This is a genomic window from Nocardia citri (assembly GCF_054065835.1).
Map to the genome: position 1 here is coordinate 406,824 of NZ_JBSUQM010000003.1, position 17,633 is coordinate 424,456.

At 65.1% G+C, this 17,633-nt stretch carries 16 protein-coding genes; 10 read left to right on the top strand and 6 right to left on the bottom strand.

Annotated elements, in window-relative coordinates:
- Positions 1-193: 193 nt before the first annotated feature.
- Genes ACW2Q0_RS07790 through ACW2Q0_RS07800 form a run of 3 tightly spaced genes read right to left on the bottom strand, consistent with a single transcriptional unit; the run spans position 194 to position 1,662 of the window.
- Complete coding sequence (locus tag ACW2Q0_RS07790; protein ID WP_457187656.1) at positions 194-496, bottom strand: putative quinol monooxygenase; 303 nt, start codon at positions 494-496, stop codon at positions 194-196.
- 32 nt (positions 497-528) lie between these two features.
- Positions 529-1,224, bottom strand: a complete 696-nt coding sequence (locus tag ACW2Q0_RS07795) for an SDR family oxidoreductase (RefSeq protein WP_457187658.1) — start codon at positions 1,222-1,224, stop codon at positions 529-531.
- A gap of 48 nt (positions 1,225-1,272) precedes the next feature.
- Positions 1,273-1,662, bottom strand: a complete 390-nt coding sequence (locus ACW2Q0_RS07800) for a DUF2599 domain-containing protein (protein WP_457187660.1) — start codon at positions 1,660-1,662, stop codon at positions 1,273-1,275.
- A gap of 849 nt (positions 1,663-2,511) precedes the next feature.
- Here ACW2Q0_RS07800 and ACW2Q0_RS07805 point away from each other — a divergent pair.
- The 6 genes from ACW2Q0_RS07805 (at position 2,512) to ACW2Q0_RS07830 (ending at position 9,089) form a co-directional block, all read left to right on the top strand.
- On the top strand, positions 2,512-3,687 hold the full coding sequence (locus ACW2Q0_RS07805; protein WP_457187662.1) for a lipase family protein: 1,176 nt from the start codon (positions 2,512-2,514) through the stop codon (positions 3,685-3,687).
- Positions 3,688-3,952: 265 nt separating this feature from the next.
- Complete coding sequence (locus ACW2Q0_RS07810) at positions 3,953-5,368, top strand: lipase family protein (protein WP_457187664.1); 1,416 nt, start codon at positions 3,953-3,955, stop codon at positions 5,366-5,368.
- A gap of 61 nt (positions 5,369-5,429) precedes the next feature.
- Positions 5,430-6,494, top strand: coding sequence for a fused (3R)-hydroxyacyl-ACP dehydratase subunits HadA/HadB (locus ACW2Q0_RS07815; protein WP_457187666.1), 1,065 nt, complete (start codon positions 5,430-5,432; stop codon positions 6,492-6,494).
- Positions 6,495-6,938: 444 nt separating this feature from the next.
- Complete coding sequence (locus tag ACW2Q0_RS07820) at positions 6,939-7,781, top strand: SAM-dependent methyltransferase (protein ID WP_457187668.1); 843 nt, start codon at positions 6,939-6,941, stop codon at positions 7,779-7,781.
- Between the two features lie 55 nt (positions 7,782-7,836).
- Complete coding sequence (locus tag ACW2Q0_RS07825; protein WP_457187670.1) at positions 7,837-8,484, top strand: TetR/AcrR family transcriptional regulator; 648 nt, start codon at positions 7,837-7,839, stop codon at positions 8,482-8,484.
- Positions 8,481-9,089 (top strand): Rv1733c family protein, encoded by a 609-nt coding sequence (locus ACW2Q0_RS07830; RefSeq protein ID WP_457187672.1) that lies wholly within the window; start codon positions 8,481-8,483, stop codon positions 9,087-9,089. Before ACW2Q0_RS07825 ends, ACW2Q0_RS07830 begins: the two co-directional genes overlap by 4 nt.
- An 87-nt stretch (positions 9,090-9,176) precedes the next feature.
- Here ACW2Q0_RS07830 and ACW2Q0_RS07835 read toward each other — a convergent pair whose 3' ends face one another.
- Positions 9,177-10,727: an acyl-CoA carboxylase subunit beta gene (locus ACW2Q0_RS07835; RefSeq protein WP_457187674.1), complete on the bottom strand. Its 1,551-nt coding sequence runs from the start codon at positions 10,725-10,727 to the stop codon at positions 9,177-9,179.
- 1,091 nt (positions 10,728-11,818) lie between these two features.
- Between ACW2Q0_RS07835 and ACW2Q0_RS07840 the strand changes: the two genes are divergently transcribed.
- From ACW2Q0_RS07840 to ACW2Q0_RS07855, 4 genes are all read left to right on the top strand, one after another.
- The gene (locus tag ACW2Q0_RS07840) at positions 11,819-12,256 is read left to right on the top strand and encodes an acyl-ACP desaturase (RefSeq protein WP_457187753.1); all 438 of its coding nucleotides are present in this window, start codon (positions 11,819-11,821) and stop codon (positions 12,254-12,256) included.
- Positions 12,253-13,263: an alpha/beta hydrolase gene (locus tag ACW2Q0_RS07845; protein WP_457187676.1), complete on the top strand. Its 1,011-nt coding sequence runs from the start codon at positions 12,253-12,255 to the stop codon at positions 13,261-13,263. The genes ACW2Q0_RS07840 and ACW2Q0_RS07845 overlap by 4 nt, the downstream gene beginning before the upstream one ends.
- Before the next feature lie 278 nt (positions 13,264-13,541).
- Positions 13,542-14,078: an ABC transporter ATP-binding protein gene (locus ACW2Q0_RS07850; RefSeq protein WP_457187678.1), complete on the top strand. Its 537-nt coding sequence runs from the start codon at positions 13,542-13,544 to the stop codon at positions 14,076-14,078.
- Positions 14,059-14,265, top strand: coding sequence for a hypothetical protein (locus tag ACW2Q0_RS07855; protein WP_457187680.1), 207 nt, complete (start codon positions 14,059-14,061; stop codon positions 14,263-14,265). The genes ACW2Q0_RS07850 and ACW2Q0_RS07855 overlap by 20 nt, the downstream gene beginning before the upstream one ends.
- A gap of 32 nt (positions 14,266-14,297) precedes the next feature.
- On the opposite strand, the gene ACW2Q0_RS07860 is transcribed toward ACW2Q0_RS07855, so the two are convergent.
- Entirely contained in the window at positions 14,298-17,027 is a 2,730-nt protein-coding gene (locus ACW2Q0_RS07860) for a discoidin domain-containing protein (RefSeq protein ID WP_457187682.1), read from the bottom strand.
- Between the two features lie 321 nt (positions 17,028-17,348).
- A complete protein-coding gene (locus ACW2Q0_RS07865) occupies positions 17,349-17,492 on the bottom strand; it encodes a hypothetical protein (RefSeq protein ID WP_457187684.1) in 144 nt (47 codons plus the stop codon).
- Between the last annotated feature and the right edge of the window lie 141 nt (positions 17,493-17,633).

The window sequence follows — 17,633 nt, forward strand, 5'->3', positions numbered from 1 at the left end:
GGCAACATCGGCCCTTGGCTTACCCACGCGGCCTCCCCTGGTTGTCCCATGTAATGCCTTGCGGGACTGAGTTTAGGTCGGTGCGCCTTTCAGATGCAAGCACATCTGCACGATCGATTGTGCATTCGCGGTAGGGTTTTCGAACCTGCTAATAATCCGCGAACCGGCGCGATCGCGGGCGAATTTCGCGCGATCATTTCGCATTGATCACCACATCGGTGCTGTAGTGCACCTGAGTGCCAGGTTCGACAAATCGGTCGGCCGCGCAGCGCCAGGCGAGGAAATGGTCGGTGAAACGGTGCGCTTCGGCGGCCTCCTCATCGGTATAGACCTGGTAGAGGAAAAACCGGTGTGGATCAACGCGGTCGGCACATGCATCGAATCGCAGGCAACCGGGTTCCTCGCGCACCGATGCGGCCGCACTGCGACCTACCACATCGAGGAATTCGCCGCGGGATCCAGGTCGCAGCTTCAGGGAAGTGATACGGCTGAACACAGTTATGTTCTCCAATCCAGCGGCGAAAAATATCAATCGGTAAGTGCGGCACCGCCTTCGGCGACCGATTGGCTACCGATATCTGAGACCGCTTGTGATACCGGTGTGTCGCCTGCGACGAGTTCCAAAGTGGTACGCGTGGTCTGTGCCGCGTACAGAATTTCGGCGAGAACGGCGGCGACATCGGCACGGGCGATGCTGCCGAAGGGCAGCGGCGGTGTGCTCAGCAGAACCCGGTCCGTCGCGGCGGTATCGAGCAGTCGGCCGGGGCGCAGGATCGTCCAATCGAGATCACGGGCCCGCAGATCGTCCTCTGCCTGGGTCTTGGCGTCCATATAAGCGGCCCATACCTCGTCGGTACCGGGTGCCGGCGGCTTACCCGCGCCCATGGTGGAGATCTGCACGAACCGCCGGACACCGGCCGCCTCGGCGGCATCGGCCGACAGCACCGAACCGCCCTTGTCCACCGTATACTTGCGGGCCGCCCCGCTGCCCGCACCGGCACCCGCGGCGAAAATTACAGCGTCGGAACCCTTTACGATGGCGGCGAGTTCCGCCACCGTGCTGTGCTCGAGATCGAACACGACCGGTCGTGCGCCGGTCGCCGTTACCTCATCCGCATGGTCGGCATTGCGGATCAGGCTGTCGACCTCGTCGCCGTGCCCGGTGAGTATCTCGCTGAGCAGTAGCGCGATCTTCCCGTGTCCGCCTGCGATGACGACGCGCATATGGGTCCTTTCCGGGCGTAGCGACTGCTTGCAGATCGCTGGAAATGATCAGCGTTCGGGGCCTCCGGGATTACACGATGCCTGGACGGTGGCCTGATAGCCCACCGCCGGGCGCCAGGGTTCCAGATTCCAGCTCTCTTTGTCGGGTTGCACCATGCGGGCCCAGACCCAGTGACAGATGAACTGGTCACGCATTCCGGGTGTATCGGCGTCGGGGGAGTGCGTGAGCACCTCCTGCCACGCCCGCTCCTCGGTATTGGGGAACGCCTCGCGCCGCCCGGCCTCGGTGGGGTAGACCAGCAGGCGCGGGCCGTCGACCCCGTCGGTCCAGGTGGTGTGGTCGATGAGCGGCACACCGGCGTAGGGATCGACGCTCGGCAGGGCGGCAAGGGGAGTCGTGGGTGTGGGTGCAGCCGTGGTTGTCGATGTAGTTGTCATCACGGTCTTCCCGACCGACGGTCTCGCGTCGGAGTCGCACGCGGCCACGGCCGCGACTAGCGTACCGCAACACAGCAGCGCCGCGCCCCATCGTGCCCGTTCGGTATTCCGCTGGGTCAATGTCGATCCTCCCGCATGCTGTCCACCATCCGAGAGTAGCCATCGTGCGGCGGCACAATAGCCATACCGAGATGTGGCCGTCCAGCGGTTCACGGCAGCGGTGCCGTAGCCACAGCCAGTACCACCGCGAGCCGCACCGCAGGCGCCGCAGCCCGGTCGGACCTTGCTGTCGACCGGCACAGTGAACCCGGCGTTGACCGCGGCCGAAGTGAACTCCCAGGACTCGGCTCGGGTGGGCGGCGTACTCGAGAACGAGTGCGTCCTCGGGGGTCGCACCGGCGAAGTAGACGGTGATCGGTCGCGGATTCTGGATATCCATCGGATACACCGATTTTCGCTCGGGGGAATCCGTTTTCGGATTTCACAGTGCGGTCCATGCCACGGCCGTCTTCCGACCCGACTCGCCGCGTCGATGGATCGACAGTAAGACGGGCGTCATGGTGCGGTGCAGGGTCGGGCCGATCGGTTGGACATATCACAGAAACGACACCTTGCGATCGGAGACGGTCACGAAGGCGCCTGGCTGCGACCATTGGTCGGGCACCAGGGAGTTGTGAATTCTCAGAACATTTCGCTTTGCCTTTGTCTTCTGACAATCGCGGTCCACTATGTTCGCAGCGTTGGACCATACTCTCCCCCGGAGGCAAAACGTCGATGAAACAGGCCCCACGTAGCCCGATTCGCGCACTCGGCGTCGTGATGAGAACGACCGGCAAAAAGTTGCTGACGATGACGATCGGTCTGCTCATGGTGCTTACGGCGGTGGGCGCCGCCCACGCCACCCCCCTGTATCCCACCCCGGATCCCGACCCCTTCTACGCGACCCCGCCCGATCTGGCGGATAAGAAACCCGGTGATGTGATCGCGACGCGGGTGATGCCTGCGCTGGCGATCTTCCCGGATACCACCGTCACCGTCGTGCGCTTCCGTTCCACCAGCTCCGAAGGTCAGCCGATCGCGGCGACCACCACGGTGCTCACTCCAAAGGCGCATGCACCCGACGGCCCCTTGCTCTCCTATCAGCACATCATCAACGGACTCGGCGCCGAGTGCTCGGTATCCCGGGTGCTCTACACCGGTGATCCGAACCTCATCGTTAGGGAGGCGCCGAGCTGGAATGTGCTGCTCTCGCGCGGCTGGAGCGTCGCGCTGCCCGATCACCTCGGTCCGAATTTCGCCTACGGCGCGGCCAAATTGGGCGGCATGATCACCCTCGATGGCATCCGGGCGGTGAAGCAGGTCGCCGAATTACAGGTGCAGAAGAGCCCGGTATCGATGGTCGGCTACTCCGGCGGCGGTATGGCCACCGCATGGGCGGCCGCGCTGGCTCCCCGATACGCGCCCGAACTGGAGATCGCCGGAGCCGCGATGGGCGGTGTGCCGATGAATCTGGTGACCATGCTCGAGACCCTGGGCTTCAACTCGCACCCGGCCTTCGGGCTCGCCCTGGCGGCCGGACTCGGTCTCGAGCGGGAGTATCCGGACCGCTTTCCGCTCAGCGACCAACTCAACGAGCGTGGCCTCAACGCACGGGCCGCGATCGCCAACAGCTGCACCAATGACATTCTGGCCGCCGGCGCGGGCCGCGGCGCGCTCGACTTCGCGAAGTCGACCTCGATGATCAACGATGCCACCGCCCGGGCGGTGGTCGAGGAGAACAGCCTCGAACTCTACGACGGCGTGCCGACAACGCCGGTCTTCGAATGGCATTCGCCGATCGACGGACTCATTCCCATCGACGCGGTGGTGAATACCGATAAGCGCTGGTGCGCGGCCGGGGCGCGGGTGCAATCCGAGCAGATCCCCGTGCCCGACCATCTCACCGCCGCGGTCCTGGGCATTCCTGCGGCGCTGAATTGGTTGGATGCACGATTCCGAGGGGAAGTGGCGCCGAGTAACTGTTGAGAAGGAGCACAAGCGATTTGGTGCGATCCGGCGCATGCCGGATCGGCATCGAAGCGGATCCGCATTGCTGGACAAGCGGATTCGGCTCGGAATGTTGCGATTCGGCGACGTGACACATACAACTCGGGCACGGCGCGGTAACTCGGCGATTCGCCTCGGTTAGCCTGACGTCCTGGCCTCGGCACTCAGGGGCATTTCGGGGGTCGAAGGCACCAAAAAACCCGGGCGCCAGGGAACCTGATGTCGCACCTTGGGGCGTGTGTTGATGAGTTGCCTGCGTGTCATAGTTTTCGCACTGTTGCTGGTGTGTTCGGTCGCGACGGGGGAGGCGGCGGCTGAACCGCCGCCCGCGCCGGCCCCGCCCGCCATTCCGGGTCTGCCCGCCATGCCGACTCCGACCGGCGGTTCGCTCCTGCCGGATCTGCAGCAGTGGATCGATAAAGTGATCCCGCCGCCGCCGATCGCTCCCGGGCCGCCGGTGTCGGGTCCGAGGCAGGAGGCCACCACCCTGTCCCCGGCGCTGGCCGCTCTGCGCGAGGCCTCGGCACCGAGTGCCATCGGTGATCCGATCTTCGACGCGTGGCCGGCGAATCTGGAGGATTACGCGCCGGGTGAGCTCGTGGAGGTGCGCGATGTCAGCGCCACGGCCGGGCCGCTGGTGCTGGTGCCCGTACGGCAAGCGTTGCTACTGAAATACCGCACCACCGATTCGCGCGGTGCGGCCTCGTATGCCACCGCGACATTGATCATTCCGGCTACCGCATGGCCTGGTCCTGGCGGTCGACCGGTCGTAGTGAACAATCTCCCGATCGACGGGCTCGGCCGGGACTGCACGCCCGGCTACACATTCGCGCACGGCTGGTCACGCAATACCAGCATCACCGACTTGTTTCCGCCTACAACGCAATTGGCGGCATCGCGTGGATACGCGGTGCTGGTTCCGGACCATGAGGGACCGTGGATGGCCTACGCTGAGCCCTATGTCGCCGGACATGCCGTCCTCGATGCGATTCGCGCGGTGCGCGGACTGCGTCCCGACGAATTCGGCGACAGCCGATTCGGTATGACCGGCTATTCCGGCGGTGCCATCGCCACCAAAGGTGCGGTGAAGCTGATCGACAGCTACGCACCGGAATTGGTCGGATCGATCGTCGGCGCCGCGCTCGGCGGCGTGCCCGCCGACTATGAAATTCTCGGGCGCAGCATGAACGGCAACCTCGCCTCGGGGGTGTTCCTGGCCGCGACCTTCGGCGTCGGCCGGGAGCGCCCGGAGATCCTGGCCAGCATGAACAATCTGGCGCAGTGGGCGGCGACCTCGCCGCTGAAAGATCTGTGCGGCAACGCATTCGGTGCGGTCGGCGTGCTGATGCTGCCCATCGATATCGCCGCCAAGATTCCGGATCCACTGCACTCCGAGGTCGCCACCGAGATATACGACGTGACGCGCATGGGGGGCATGAAGTCCGCGACACCGCTCTACATCTACAACGGCGAGCAGGAATTCTGGATCCCGCCCGAGGGTGCACGCAACCTCTACCAGGAGCAGTGCGACCTCGGCGTGTCGGCGGTGTATCGCAGTGTCTTCGGTGAACACATCATCGCCGGGGCAACCGGCTATCCGGAGGCGATGATCTGGCTGGATCAGCGTCTGCAGGGCGTACCCGCGCCCGATGAATGCTGAGGGAATTATGTCGATCGCCTATCAGAGTTGCATCTGGCGCCGGGGCAGCGATGTATGACATGTGACGGTTTCGAGTGGATCTGAGCAGGCCCGCGCGATGGTGGGGCGCCACTATCGGATGTCCGACCATTATGAGGTCGGGCGGGAGAAGATTCGCGAATTCGCCCGCGCGGTTCGCGGCTTCCACCCCGCGCACTGGTATGAGGACGCGGCGTGCGAACTCGGCTACGACGCGCTCATCGCACCGCCGACCTTCTCCTCGATCATTTGGCTGCTGCTGCAGCGCAGGATGTTCGATTCGGTGCTGACCGGCTACGACATCAGCCAGGTGCTGCAGACCGAGCAGAGCATACGGGCGCACCGGCCGCTCGTCGCCGGTGATCGACTGCGCTGCGACTCCTACATCGAATCGTTCCGGCAGTTCGGCGATATGGACTTCATGATCATCCGGAATGTGCTTACCAACCAGTACAAGGAAGTACTGCAGACCGCGCATACCACCGCGGTGGCCCGCACCGACGACGACGTTGCCACCGAACTGGTCACCGCGGTCGACGGTGTCATCATGAGTGGCGAGGCGCTGGCGGAGCGGCAGGACGCGACCCGGCGGCTGCCGGCGCATGTGGGCAACGGCGTGATGTTCGAATGCTTCGACGAGATGGCGCCCGAGGCTTATATGGACGACTGTCCGGTGCGGGTGCCGTGTGGCATCGCGTTCGACGAGTTGCGGGTCGGTGCCGACCTGCCCACCCGCGTCGTCCCGCTCTCGCGGGGCGATCTGGTGAATTATGCCGGGGTATCGGGTGATTCGAATCCGATCCACTTCAGTGAGCATGTCGCGGTGACCGCGGGACTGCCCGGTGTGGTGTCGCATGGCCTGCTGACGATGGGGCTCGGCGCGAGCTATCTCACCGACTGGCTCGGCAATCCGGCCGCGATCGCTGAATACGGTGTACGCTTCGCGGGATTTGCGCCGGTCCCGGCCACCCGACAGTCCGAGATCGAATTCCACGGCCGGATCAAGGCATTGAATCCGGACCGCCGTGCGGCGACCATCGCACTCACCGCGATCTCCGATGGCCGCAAGCTGTTCGGTCGGGCGAACGCGGAGGTTCTGCTGCGCTGACCGAACATGTTCAGGAATGTCCTTGCAGATGCGCGAATGCTTGTGAATGCGGGGCATTTCGGTTCTGGAGAGTCGGTGCTATTTCATGGCAAACGCATCGAATGCGTGCTTCGGCACTCCGACATTAGTTTTCCAGCAAGAATCCGGCTGCCGACGGTGGACCGGCCGCATTGCGAATGATGCTCGGCAGGATGCCACGACTGCGCGAGGCCTGTGACCTCTCCGGCGAGGACGCGGGCGAGGCGATCCGCCGTTCCGCATTCCGAGATCAGCAAACTCCAATGGGGGCGCCAGGCGATTCGCGGTGAAACGCTGAAAACGACAAGCGGCACAATCCGACTCGGCGTGATGCGGTGCAAGGCCGGGTTCGTCAACAGCGTACGGAGTGATGCCGGGTCTCATACGATAGAGACCGCACAGATCCCATGGACAAAGGTATCGACAATGACCGACGATGCTGCGCCCCCGACTCGGCTCGATCGGGAGATCGACCAGAGCAAACCGAGTATCGCTAGGGTTTACGACTATCTGCTCGGCGGTAAGGACAACTATCTGGTCGACCAGGGGGTCGGTGATCACTTCAAGGTGAACCTGCCCGGTTCCGTGGCGATCGCCTTCACCAGCAGGCAGGCGCTGATCCGCGGGGTGCGCGATATGGCCCGCGCGGGTATGCGGCAATTCATCGATTTCGGCAGCGGCCTGCCGACCGCCGACAATGTGCATCAGGTCGCGCAGCGGTACGCCGCCGACGCCCGGGTGGTGTACGTCGACAATGATCCGATCGTGCTCGCGCACGGCCGCGCGCTGCTGGCCACCGATAAGAACACCACGGTGATCCAGGCCGACGCCCGCGATCCAATATCGATCCGCGATCATCCGGAGGTCGCACGGTTGATCGATTTCGAGCAGCCTGTCGGCGTTATCTTCAGCTCGATCCTGCATCACCTCAACGACGACGAGGATCCGGCCGCCGTGGTGCGCTTCTGGAACGACCAGATTCCTTCCGGCAGTTACATATTCATCACGCACTTCCGCTCCGGCCACAATCCGGAGACCACTGCGGCCGAGCAGAAGCTGCAGTCGACCTTCGGGCGCGGGCAGTGGCGTAATGCCGACGAGATCCGCGATCTCTTCGGCGACCTCGAAGTCCTCGATCCGGATGTTGTCCCGTCGGCGCAGTGGCGACCGGACGTGCCCACGGATGATACGGCCACGGTCGGCGCCGTCGGCCGCGAACTCAGCGTCTGGGAGCAGCTGATCGTTACCGGGCTGGCACGTAAGCCCTGATGTGAATCACACCGAACTAATGTCCCGCTGGGACAATAGGGCGTAGACTCCCGGTATGGGCATCGACGACGACGTCGACCTCGACGGCCGTCGACTGCGCACGCTGCGCAGTCGCGCGGCAATGTCGCGTGCCGCATTCGACCTGCTCAACGAGCGCGGGTTGGGTTCGGTGGCTGTCGAGGACATCGCGGAGCGTGCCGGGGTCACCCGGCGGACCTTCAGTCGTCATTTCTCCTCCATCGAGGAGGCCGTACTCGGCGAAATCGAACAGGACGTGCACCTGTTCAACGAGGCGCTGCGCTGCCGCCCCACGGGCGAGTCGCCGCTGGTCGCCTACCACAATGCGGTGCACGATTGGCTGGCCGCCGAACACGCCGGTCCGAAGGCGGCGCGCTTGGCCCGGCGCTGGGCGCTGTTCCAACGCTTCGAGGCGGAGCCGACACTTGCCGCGGGCTATCAGCACATCCGATTGGACGGCCAGCGCGAATCCGTACGGATCATCGCCGCCAGACTCGGTGTCGATCCAGCGGTGGACCGGCGGCCCGAGGCGGCCGTCGCGGCCGGGACCGGACTGCTCATCGCCGCCCTGCAGGTCTGGGGCGCAGGCTCGGACACCGGCGGATTACCCGATCTCATCGACACATTCTTCGCCACCCTGCACGGGTTGACAGCTGAATTCCAGAGCGAGGTGTCATCGTCATGACCGCAGCAACCGGGTCACCGAGCGTTGTCCGCCGCACCTGCCGCCGGGTCGGCCTGGATCGAAATCCGATGCGCCGCCGCGAGGATCGCCTGCAACTGGCGGTCGCCGCGGTGCTCACGCTGTTGTTCCTGATCATCGTCCCACTGCTGTCGATGGCGGTCGGCGGCCGGATCTACCAGACCGAAGACCGCATCGCGCGTGCCCAGGCGGCGCGGTTGCACGAGGTCGACGCGACCGTGCTCGAGGTCGGCAAGACGCCGCTCTATGCGCCCATCACCCCGGCACGGGTGCAGTGGCGCGACGCCGACGGTGCCACGCATACCAGCGACTACCAGGCCACCGGATTGGTGAAAGCCGGTGGCATGGTGAAGATTTGGCTCGACAGCGCGGGCAAGGTCACCGAGCCGCCGTCGAGCACTCGGGCACTGAGTAAGGCAGTGCTGATCACCACCGGCATGGTCTTGGGGATCGCGGTCTCCTTCGGCAGCGGCTACGCGCTGCTGCGCCGCGCGCTCGATCGGCGCAGGGCCCGGTTGTGGGAGGCCGAATGGGCCACGGTGGAACGCATTTGGGGCAACCACGGGACGCGTCCGGATCAGGCATAGTGCCCAAGTGCGGCGCGCCGACTCGGAGTGGGTGGGGAAACTCTCGGTGGGCGCGCGTGTGACACAACACGAACGGGACACCGCACCCTACACCGGGAAGAGGCTGTGCTTGCGTGGGTTGTGCTTGCGGACCGCGTCCTTTTCCCGCAGCAGGCGCAGCGCCATGCGGATCTCCAGACGGGTCTGTGACGGCTCGACCACGGCATCGATATAGCCGCGTTCGGCCGCGGTCCACGGCGTGGCCACGGTGGCGTTGTAGAAATCGATCATCTGCTGGCGCACGGTGGCGCGCTGGTCGGGCGGGGTCGCCTCCAGTTGCCTGCGGCCGATGATGCCGACCATACTTTCGGCGCCCATCACCGCGATCTGCGCCGTCGGCCAGGCCAGGGCCAGATCCGCGCCCAGCGGCTTGCAGCCCATCACCGCATAGCCGCCGCCGTAGGCCTTGCGTGTCACGATCGAGACAATCGGCACGGTGGCCTCGATGACCGCGCGGAAGAACCGGCCGCCGCGCTTGATGACGCCGTTGCGTTCCTCTTCGAGGCCCGGCAGTACACCGGGGGTGTCGACAACGAAGATCAGCGGCAGGCCGAACGCATCGCACAGTCGGATGAAACCCGCCGCCTTATCCGAGCACAGCCCGTCCAGTGCGCCGCCGAGTACCTGCGGCTGATTGGCGACCACGCCGACACTGCGACCGTCGACTCTGGCGAAGCCGGTGATCAGATTCTGGGCGGTGCCCGCGCTGATCTCGTGGAAATGGCCGTCGTCGAAGATACGCAGCAGCACCTCGTGCATGTCGTAACCGGACCGGTCGGAATCCGGAATGATCGAGTTCAGCTCCAGGTCGTGGGCGGTGACCTGCGGTTCCAGGCCCGGATTAACCACCGGGGCCTGCTCGAGGCAGCTCGACGGCAGGTAGCTCAGATAGCTGCGGACCCAGTCGAAAGCGGCCTGCTCGTCGGCGGCGACATGGTGCACCGTGCCATTGGCCTGCAGGGCGGCCGCGCCACCGAGATCGTCGGCGCTGACCACTTCGCCTGTCACCGCCTTGATGACCTCGGGCCCGGTGACGAACATGTACGACTTCTCGGTCGCGACCAGTACATCCATATTGATCGGGCCGTAAACCGAACCGGCCGCGCATTTGCCCAGCATGACCGCGACCATCGGCACGAAGCCGGACAGATCCTCCTGGCGTCGGCACATCAGCGCGTACCAGGCCAGCGATGTCACCGCCTCCTGGATACGGGCGCCGCCGGAATCGTTGATCGACACCACTGGGCAGGCCTTCTCCTGCGCGAATTCCATTGCGGCGGCTACCTTTCGGCCGAACATCTCACCGACCGAACCGCCGTGTACCGTCTGGTCGTGGGCGATGACGACGACCGGCCGGCCGTCGATGTAGCCGCGACCGGTCACAACACCGTCGCCGTACATGCCGTCGGTGCTGCCCGGCTGGCGCACCAGCGCGCCCATTTCGACGAAGGAGCCCTTGTCCAGCAGCATGCGCACGCGCTCGCGCGCACTCGGTATGCCCTTGCTCTTGCGTTTCGCGATACCGGTCTCGCCAGCGGGTTCCTCGGCGAGCTCCAGGATGTCCCGGAGCTCCTCCAGCTTTTCTCGCGTGTCGCTCATAGCGGGTATGCCATCCTTCGAACTCGTCGCCATGCACCGTCCGGGTTCACCGAACGGCACAAGGCGCTCGATGCTGTCGGGCACATAACCCGCAGCACAGGGATTCCACCTTAGTCATAGGACGGCTCACAGGTTAGCTGGGTGTGCTCGGCCTGAGTCCGCACCGAGTGGGTACCGGCGTGCCGTCCACGACGGGCGTCGGTGGATCGCCGCCGGGTGTTACAGCCGTCGCGCCGAGGCGGCGCATCCGCGTCAGTGTCCGCGTGCCGTACCCGGGCTCGGCGGACAATTTCCGGTCATCTGCATGACCGGAAACATTGTGGCCGAGAATCGCTACGCTGCTTGTTGTTTCGCCCGCGCCGGTCGGCGCGGTGTGAATGACTTTCCTAATTACTGAACCGGGTATGCAATTTGGTCCGAACGCCGCTATACTTCCGGATTCTTGGTGGACAAGCAGGCTGGTTCGGGCGGGCAATCCTGGAATCGAAACTGGTCGAATATTTGCCTTTCCAGGCCGGGGTCGCACAGTGTGGAGATCTCGGTACTATCACGCGCAGCTATCCGGCGGAGGTCGCCCGAGTGCTGGAAACGGTTCCACCGCGCTGTCGCCGCTGACGGCTGCACGATCCTGGTGCCCGATCACGAGGATATCCGCCGCCGGTCGCCATCTCGACGAGCACTTGCGCAAGGCCATGGTGTCATCCGCACGGTTATGTGCCATGGGGCGATAGCCGGAACTTCGCGGCCCTGGGCGGTATCGATGGGATCCGGAACAATCGCAGGTATCGGAGTTCGCGCGGGCCCCATGGTGATCAACCTGACCCGAGGTAAATCTGAACTCCTATCACCGGGAGATCTCGGAGTTGTTCTCATTGGACGGCATCTGGCGCACCTGGGTCAGGCGCTGAACAGCGGAGGAAAATCGTCATGCGATCGTCATGCGCGATTATCCGGTGGTGACCCGCGCAGTGGACCCGTGGCCCTCGAACAGGCCATATGGCACATATGTCATCGGTGTCGCGAAACCGGATAAGCTTCCGCATTTCCTGCGTTCGGTCGCATTTGTGACACTATAGGAACTGGCGACCCGGATAAGTCACAGAAATACCGGCGCCGCCTGTAATGAGCCTGTCGCCGAGTGTATGCTGCAAAGAATTGCCGCCGACGAGAACCTGCATATGATCTGCTATCGCAACCTCAGTGCCGCCGCCTTCGCTCGCGATGAGGCCATGCGCGCGGTCACCGATATCGTCAGGCGGTTCCAGATGCGCGGTCTCACCCAGTCCGCCTGCCGGCGAAATGCCGTGGTACTGGGCAAGAACGGCATCCACGACCTGCGCCAGCATCTGGATGTCGTGCTGCGCGCCCGGAATGTGTTCGGCCGCACCGATCTGTGCGACGACGGCGAAGGTGCCCGCGATCAGCGCGGCGCCTTCCTCGACGAGTTGGACATCAAGGTAGCCCGTTTCGAGGAGCAACGCGACCGCGCCGCGGCCGGACAAGCAGAGCGAGCCGCCCTCGTACCATGAGTTTCCGAGCACCGATCACCGCGGCGGCGATGGCCCTCATCGCCGCGCTGGCGTCTGTGCCCGCACTCGCGGATCCGCCTCCTGTCGATCCGGCCATGACGCGGACCGGAACGATCGGCATCGAAGCGGTCGGTCCGCGCCACGAACGTTTCGCCATCGCCTCGGCCGCCATGCGTCGGGTCATTACAGTGGATGTGTTGCGCGGCAGCGGTTCCGGGCCGCGTCCAGTGCTGTATCTGCTGGATGGCGTCGACGGCGAGGCGGTCTCGGGGTGGCTGACCAAAGGCCGTGCGGCCGAGTTCTTCGCGAATAGACCGGTCGATGTGGTGTTGACCAGCGGTGGCACCGGGAGCATGTACAGCGACTGGTTGCGCCGTGACGCCGCCCTCGGAGTGAATCGGTGGGAAACCTTTCTTACCGCCGAGCTGCCACCGATTATCGAGTCGTATCTGAAAACCGATGGGCGACGGGCGATCGCGGGTGTATCGATGGGCGCGCAGGCGGCGATGATGCTGGCCCAGCGCTATCCCGGGCGGTATCGCGCGGTCGCGGGAATGAGTGGATGTTATTCCACCGCAGACGATCTCGGTCGTGCGGTAACCACGATCACTGTCGCCTCACGCGGCGGCAATGTCGAAAACCTCTGGGGCCCACCGGGATCACCGGAGTGGAGCGCGCACGACAGTCTGCTCGGTGCGCCGCACCTGCGCGGCACCACGATCTATCTGTCCGCGGCCAGCGGCCTACCGACCGACGCCGACCTCGTCACGGCATCGCGTGCGTCGGACCTGGTCGAAGCCCTGAAGACGGCGGGTGGGGGTCTGGCCCTCGAAGCAGGGGCGCGCTCGTGTACCGAACGCTTCGCCGCGCGACTGGCTGAGCTGAACATTCCGGCGACCGTCGACTACGCCCCGACAGGCATGCACACCTGGCCCGACTTCGAAGCCCAGCTGCCGCGCGCCTGGCGCGTACTGGCACCGGCCCTCGGCCTGTCCGACCCGTACTGATTGACGCGGCACTCCTGGAGCTGGTGCGGCTGCCGCGGTGTGTCGCGTCGGTAGGGTGGAGGCACATCGACGGAGGGGACATTCGATGCTGGAAGTCGCACACCTGGTGCGCCGGTTCGGGGACGAGGTGGCGGTGGACGACGTGTCGTTTCCGGTGCTGCCCGGGCGCTGACCGGATTCGTCGGCGCCAATGGCGCGGGTAAAACCACCACGATGCGAATGATCATAGGGGGTGCTGGCGATTCACGGTGGGGGAGGTCCGGTGGCGGGGCCGGTCGGTGACCGTCGGGGATCGGCGCTCGTTCGGTTATATGCCCGAGGAGCGCGGACTTTATCCGAAGCAGCCGGTGCTCGACCAACTCGTCTACCTGGCGCGGCTGCGCGGATTGTCAGCTGTCGAAGCCAAGCGGCACGCCGCCGAACTGTTGGACCGGTTCGCGCTCGGGGACCGAGGGAAGGACAAACTGGAGTCGCTGTCGCTCGGTAATCAGCAGCGGGTGCAGATCGCGGCCGCGGTGATCGCTCAGCCGGAGGTGCTGATACTCGACGAACCGTTCTCCGGTCTGGATCCGGTCGCTGTTGATTCGATGGCAGAGCTGCTGCGGGAATATGCGGCGCGGGGGATACCGGTGCTGTTCTCCTCGCATCAGTTCGATCTGGTCGAGCGGTTGTGCGATCAGTTGGTGATCCTGGCGGCCGGCGCGGATCAGATCATCGCGACCGCGAACAGCCTTGCTGACCGTGCCGATAAGAATGTCCACTTTCACGCCGCATCCGGGGGCCGATGTGGCCGCCGTGGAGCGGCAGGTACGTGACGACGCGGTCGATGTCGGGTTGGTGCCCGCCGGGGTGAGTGAGTGGCGCCTGGTCGGCAAAGCCGGCCAGGACGATTATGCCGCGACATACCTGACGGACGCGGTCCGGCAGATTGCGGTGCAGCGCAATGCGATTGCCGCTGGCACATCGATGGGGGAACCGATGGGACTGCGGGGTTTCGAATGAATTGCCTGATCACGTTCGCCCAGGAGTGCCGATCAGGTTCGGGGGCCGGTGATTTCGAGTTCTCGGAGGGTGGGGTGGGGGTTTGGGGTGGTGATGGTGAGGCGGATGTAGCGGGTTGACATGGGGGTGGGCAGGGAGCCGGTGGTCGGGTCGGGGGTTGCCGGGGTCCAGGTGTGGTTATCGGGGGAGGTGGTGAAGGTAGTCGGGGTGGGGATGCTCCAGTGGGGGAGTATTCGGTCGATGTGGGTTTCCTGGCCCAGGTCGACAGTGAGGGTTGCGGTGGGGGCGTCGGGGGACCAGCCGGTGGCGGGGGTGCCGTCCACGGCTGCTTCGGCGTATTTGCCGGGTTCGTCGGAGCTGGTGGTGACCGGTTTGCAGCGGGCGAGGTTATCGGTGGGGGTGCGGTCGGGGCGGCGGGTCGGAATGATCAGCTCGCTGTCGAGGCGGTGGGTTTCGCTGTCGGTTCGGACTTGCAGGGGTTGGCCGCCGGTGAGGGTCAGTGCGGTTTTCTCAGGGCCGATGGTGGCGTCGAAAGTTCGGCCCTGCCAGTGGATGCCATGGATGGTGAGGCCGTTCGGGAGTTCCGGCGGGAGGGTGGGGGCGATGCGGATCTCGTCGGTGTCGAAGCGCAGGCCGAGCAGGCCGTTGGTGAAGGTTTGCAGGAAGCCGCCTGCCGCGGTGACGAATGTGAAAGCGGGTGCGCCCGCAAGTGGATCCTTGGCACCGACCTTCGCGCCGCGCGCCTCGGCGAATTGGCCGAAGGGGGCGCGGACGAACGGGCGGGCGGCACGTTCGAGGAAGGTGTCGGTGGCGCAGCCGGGGACGCCGAGTGTCGCCGCGTCGATGGCGTGCACCGAATCGGTCATTGCCGGGCCGTCGGGGTCTGTTCGCTCCGAATAGTATTCGAGCACATTGGCGGCGACATCAGGTGGCATCGGCCAGTTCAGAGGGTAGACGAGCAGCACGGTGTCGGCCTGCTTGACGGGAGTGCCTGTGTAGCCGTCGAATTGGACGAAGATCCGCAGCTTTGCATCGAAGGGCATGCGCAGACGATCGGCGATCGCGGTCCATTCGGGCGGGTGCGGCACGCCCAGCAACTCCGCCGCGCGTGCGGCATTGCGCAGGGCGAGAGCGGCAACGGCGTTGGTGTAGACCGAGTCGTTCACCCCGTTGCTGTACTCGTCGGGCCCCGCGACATTGCGAATCGAGTAGCTGCCATCGTCATTGCGCGTCACCCGCGAGACCCAGAATTCGGCGAGCGCGCGCATGACCGGCCAACCGCGTTCACGCAGGTAACCGGTGTCACCGGTGGCCGTGTAATACTGCCAGGCCGCCAGGGAGACATCGCCTTGTAGATGGATCTGGGTCAGGCAGTGCGGCGGATCCCAACTGTGGCATTCGTCGAGATCACCGCGACTCGCACTGGTCCACGGATAGAAAGCACCACGGTAGCCGAGCCGCTTGGCGTTGGCCTGCGCCGCGGACAATGTCCGAAAGCGGTAGTCCACCACGGATTTCGCCGACTCCGGTGTGAACTGCAGCAATCCGGGAAGCATCCAGATATCCGCATCCCAGAACACTGCGCCGCCATAGTTGTCGCTGCTGAGTCCGACGGGCGAGATGCTGTTGTCCTGTGCCGAATTCGTGCTGGAGTACAGCGAATACAGCGCACCGCGCGCCCAGATCTGCACGTCGGGCTGTCCGGGCACCTCGATATCACCGTGCCACCGCGTCCGCCAGGCCGCGGATGTTTCGGCGAGCAGGTTCGCCCATCCGGTCCGCACGGCCCGCTGTGCTGCCTCGAATGCGGTCGCCGCGGGATCAGGCGAGGTGCGGGTGGTGTCGACACCGACGAACTTCGTCACCTGATATGTGCCGCCGTCATGCACCGGAAACCGAACATCCTGGCGCACAGTCAGATCGCGTCCCGGCGGCATCGGCTCGATCGCGTTCGAAGCGATACCCGCTCCCGGCCGCAGCACGGAGACGATATCGCCGTCGACATCGGTGCCGTCGGTACGGAAGCCGACTCGAATGGTGTCGTCATCGCGAGCGCCCGCCTCGGACTGGCTCACCCGTCGTGCACCCGCGCCGTCGACGAGATCGGAGACGACCATCTCGCCCGACCAGCGCGGCACCACCGTGACGTGCACCGCGCCGACATGCTGATCCGACTGATCGGCGAGCACGTCGTAGACCAGATCGGTGGCGTTGCCATCGGGTGTGGTCCAGGTCAACCTCGTGCGCACCAGTCCGCAGCGCAGATGCAGGGTCTGTGCGAAGTTCGTGATCTGAGCCGCCGGTGTGGCGGGTGAATAGGTGTGCTCGCCGACACCGACCAGCAATCCGGACCAGTTCGGGATGGCGGCGGCGACCTCGCGGTTATCGGCCACACCCGGAGTGTGGGCGTAGAGGCCCGCGACGAAAGCGCCGTCGTAGGCGGGCGTATAGAGCGGCCAGCCAGTCATCTCATCAGTCGCGGTGTACCCCATGCCGCGCGGCGGCACACGTAACCCGAGATAGCCGTTGCCGACATATGGATGCGCTGCGATCGGCGCGTCTACCTGGTCGTTCGTCGGCGCCCACGCCGGTGCCGATGCCAATGGATCATCCGGACATGCGCCGCTGACCACCCGATCGGTGTGACGCACCACGACCAGCACCGCGGTTGTCGCCAACACGATGACGGCCGCGAATGCGATACCCAACAGAATCGTGGTGCGACGGCTCACACGGTGTAACAACAGGCCGATCCGCGACATTCACGCCTCCACGTCGAGCTCGACGTTCGTGCCGAGCCGCGATACGCGTCGACGACCGCAGGACCGGCTACCGGTTTACGCAGCTGTGGTTCGTATTCTTCCATCCGGCACCAGCCGAACGATGGAATGCGGCGGGGCCCGGGGTGTTGACACACATCACTTCGGGACTCGATCAGGTGCGGTTTCGATTCTGGATCGCTCACGAGTCGGGCGCGGACAGAGCCATCCGGAGGCACTGCGCGAGACCGATGGAATTCGCTCGCCGGCACAGGACTGGGGATATCACCGGTTCTGGGTCTCGGGGCATCACCTCTTGGGGCATCACAGTGTGCCCGGCGTTGTGGGCTCGGCGCCGACCGTATCCGCCGCGGCCACCGCGGCGGCGGCCTGGCGGATCCGGATCGCGACGGCGGGGCGACGGTGCCGAACCATCAGCCCCGGATCGTCGCCGAGCACGGTGGGCATTCGGATGTCCGGAGGCGTTGTGGCGTGCGGGTGGTCGTCGTGAACGTTCGGCGAACTCCGGGACACCGCCGGGAGATGCTGGTTCACTACTAGACGGCAGTGTGATTGGTGTTATATCGGGTGGGCTCGGCACGCCTATCC